The organism is Candidatus Angelobacter sp. (genome assembly GCA_035607015.1).
Taxonomy (GTDB): Bacteria; Verrucomicrobiota; Verrucomicrobiia; order Limisphaerales; family AV2; genus AV2.
This window is the reverse complement of sequence record DATNDF010000094.1, coordinates 1-3,278: the sequence shown is the minus strand read 5'-3', so window position 1 is coordinate 3,278 and position 3,278 is coordinate 1. Positions and strand designations below refer to the sequence as shown.

Below are 3,278 nucleotides of genomic sequence, written 5' to 3'. Positions count from 1 at the left end.
GCGCACCGTTCAATACCGGGATTCACTGACTTCGGGCACCTGGCTTACACTGACGAACATCGCCCCTCAAATCACAACAACCCACCTGACCGTTCTCGACCCGTATCCGACCAACGCTCAACGCTTTTATCGAACAGGAGCTTTTTAGGCGTCGCGACCCAAAACAAACATGATGAAATCTTCCTCCTCGAAAGCCGCGTCTGGCATTTTCATTTTTGCCATCGTCACGCTCGCAACGGTGAACATTTTTGCTGCCGAGGTTACTGTCTTCGCCGCCGCGAGCCTGACTGATTCGCTGAAGGCAATCGCCGCCGTTTATGAAAAAAGGAGCGGTGACAAGGTCGTCTTCAGTTTTGGCGCATCCAGTACGCTCGCGCGCCAGATTGAAGAAGGCGCGCCCGCCGACATATTCTTCTCCGCCGACGAAGCGAAGATGGACGGGCTGGAAAAGAAAGGGCTGATTCTCAAGGGAACCCGCAGAAGCCGGCTGTCGAACTCGCTGGTCATTGTCGTGGCCGCCGAGGGCGGGGCCACGATTGAAGGTCCCAAGGACCTCGCCACGGACAAGATCAAACGGCTCGCACTGGCCGAACCGAAAACCGTTCCCGCTGGAATCTACGCGAAGGAATATCTCCAAAAGCAAAACCTCTGGCCCGCTGTGGAAACCAAGGTGGTCCCCACTGAAAACGTCCGGGGGGCACTCGCGGCGGTGGAGGCGGGCAACGTGGAAGCCGGCATCGTTTACAAGACCGACGCGGCCATCTCCAAAAAAGTCAAGGTCGCCTGTGAAATTCCGGTCAAAGACGGCCCGGCCATTAGCTACCCGGTGGCCGTGGTGAAAGAATCCAGGCAACTGGCGGCCGCGAAAAAGTTTCTCCAATATCTCAACTCGAAGGATGCCGCGAAAATCTTCAGGAAGTCCGGCTTTATCGTCCGCGAATAGCGCACTCAAGCATGAACGCCGAAGAATGGCAGATCGTCTGGTTCACGGCCTGGGTCTCGGCGTTGAGCACGATCGTCATCGTGCCCTTTGGACTGGGCGCGGCCTGGTTGCTCGCGCGTCATGACTGGCCGGGCAAATCCCTCGTCGAAACCCTCATTTCACTGCCGCTCGTCATGCCACCAGTGGCAACAGGGCTTGTCCTGCTGCAGTTACTCGGTCGGCGCGGGCTGATCGGTGGCTTCCTGCACGACCATTTCGATCTCGATGTGGTGTTCACGTGGCGGGGAGTGCTGATCGCACTGGGCGTGATGTCGTTTCCCTTGCTGGTGCGTTCGACACGCGTGGCATTCGAGGAAGTCAATCCGCGCCTGGAACAAATCGCTCGCACTCTCGGTGCGGGGAACTTTCGCGTGTTCTGCACGATCACGCTTCCGCTCGCGTCGCGCGGCATCATGGGCGGAATGCTGCTGGCCTTTGCGCGGGCCCTGGGTGAATTCGGCGCAACCATCATGGTCGCGGGTAACATCCCGGGCCGGACTTCCACACTTTCGCTCGCCATTTTTCAGTCGGTGCAACTCGGCCGGGATGCCGACGCCTTTCGACTGCTTGGAGTTTCCGTGGTGCTGGCATTTGTCGCGGTCTGGACCAGCGAATGGATGATACGCCGGAGAAAGCGTTGAAATGAGCCTGTTGCTGAAAAAGATTTCTCTGCCCCTGACGCCGTTCACGCTGGAAGTGGACGTCGAAATTCGCGGACGCGTCACCGCCATCTTCGGTCCATCGGGTGCCGGCAAGACTTCTCTGCTCGATCTGGTCGCAGGGTTGCACCATGCTCAATCCGCGTTCATTGAACTCGACGGGCGGGTGTTGACCGACACATCGCGAGGCGCGTTCGTGCCGGCCCGTCGTCGCGGCATCGGCTACGTACCGCAGGATCTGGCACTTTTCCCGCACCTGTCCGTCCGCCAGAATCTCCTCTACGGCCGCAGGTCCGGCGGCGAAGCGAACCGCACATTCAACTTCGAGCACGTCGTTGAAATTCTTGAAATTCAACCGCTTGTTCAACGCGGCATCTCCGAACTTTCCGGCGGCGAAAAACAGCGGGTTGCCCTCGCGCGCGCGTTGCTGGCCTCGCCCCGTTTGCTCCTGCTGGACGAACCGCTGGCCAGCCTCGACCAGAGGCTGAAGACACACATCATTCCGTACCTGGCCCGCGTTCGTGACGAATTCCGCATCCCCATGCTTTACGTGACGCACGACCGCTTCGAGACGCTCGCCCTTGCCGACGAGATGGCCGTTTTAATCAATGGCAAAGTTGCACAGGTCGGGACTGTGCAGGATGTATTGAGCCGTCCCGCCAGCCTAGCGGTTGCGGAATTCGTGACCGTCGAAACTGTTCACCGGGGTCGGATTCTGAAAGCCGAAGGCGAACTTGTGACCGTGGCGGTCGGTCCGGCCACCCTGACGGCTGTCGATGAAAACCTGCCTTCGATGGCAGATGAAGTTTACGTCTGTATCCGCGCCGAGGATGTCATCCTGGTCAAAGGAAGCGACCGTTCGAGCAGCGCTCGCAATCACCTCTCTGCCATTGTCCTGTCCCTGGCCCGTGAGGGCGCGCTCGTGCGTGTCGAATTAAACTGTGGTTTCAACCTCGCCGCGCTGATCACCAGACAAGCCTGCGATGAAATGGCATTGAAATCCGGAGACCGCATCATGGCCCTCGTCAAAGCGCCCAACATACACTTGATTCCTCTTTGACCCGGCCTTAATGGCGAGCCCGCCCCACGTATGCGCAACGCCACCTCAATAGTTACACTTCTACGGATTGTCCACGGCAGGACGACGCCTGGCCGTTCGCCTTTGCGAGTTCATTCGTATCGCAAGGATTCGATCGGGTCGAGGTTTGCCGCCTTGAACGCGGGGTAGGTTCCAAAAACTATCCCCACGACCGAGCAAATCAACAGGCCGAAAATGATCCAATCCACCGGTACGACCAGCGGCACCTTGAGGAGGATGGCAGCCACGTTGCCCCCGATGATGCCCAGCGCGACGCCGATCACTCCGCCCACTTCGCAAAGCACGATCGCCTCCATGATGAATTGGGTCATGATGTTGCGCTTCTTGGCGCCGACCGCGCGGCGGATGCCAATCTCGCGCGTCCGTTCCGTCACCGACACGAGCATGATGTTCATGATGCCGATGCCGGCGGCGAGCAGCGCAATGGAACTCACCAGCGCGACGCCCATGCGCACGGCGCGGGTGAAGGTGTTGAACTGCGAAATCAAGGAGTCATTGGAAAGAATATCGAAATCATCGTCCTGGCCGGGAGGGACCT

General features: G+C 59.0%; 4 protein-coding genes. 3 read left to right on the top strand and 1 reads right to left on the bottom strand.

The genetic code is table 11. The features are described 5' to 3' along the window. The first annotated feature begins 169 nt into the window (after positions 1-169). The 3 genes from modA to modC are packed head-to-tail and all read left to right on the top strand — an operon-like array spanning position 170 to position 2,701. Positions 170-943, top strand: a complete 774-nt coding sequence (modA, locus tag VN887_03910; protein ID HXT39149.1) for a molybdate ABC transporter substrate-binding protein — start codon at positions 170-172, stop codon at positions 941-943. 11 nt (positions 944-954) lie between these two features. Beyond that, complete coding sequence (modB, locus tag VN887_03905; GenBank protein ID HXT39148.1) at positions 955-1,623, top strand: molybdate ABC transporter permease subunit; 669 nt, start codon at positions 955-957, stop codon at positions 1,621-1,623. Position 1,624: 1 nt separating this feature from the next. Then, positions 1,625-2,701 carry a molybdenum ABC transporter ATP-binding protein gene (gene modC, locus VN887_03900; protein ID HXT39147.1) on the top strand — a complete coding sequence of 359 codons (1,077 nt, stop codon included), beginning with the start codon at positions 1,625-1,627 and terminating at the stop codon, positions 2,699-2,701. 110 nt (positions 2,702-2,811) lie between these two features. On the opposite strand, the gene VN887_03895 is transcribed toward modC, so the two are convergent. Next, the coding region (locus VN887_03895; protein ID HXT39146.1) for an FtsX-like permease family protein at positions 2,812-3,278 on the bottom strand (467 nt) is incomplete at its 5' end.

Bases quoted from the DNA above. Each gene is read 5' to 3' on its own strand.
- modA (HXT39149.1), top strand. From the start codon at position 170: ATGATGAAATCTTCCTCCTCGAAAGCCGCGTCTGGCATTTTCATTTTT.
- modB (HXT39148.1), top strand. From the start codon at position 955: ATGAACGCCGAAGAATGGCAGATCGTCTGGTTCACGGCCTGGGTCTCG.
- modC (HXT39147.1), top strand. From the start codon at position 1,625: ATGAGCCTGTTGCTGAAAAAGATTTCTCTGCCCCTGACGCCGTTCACG.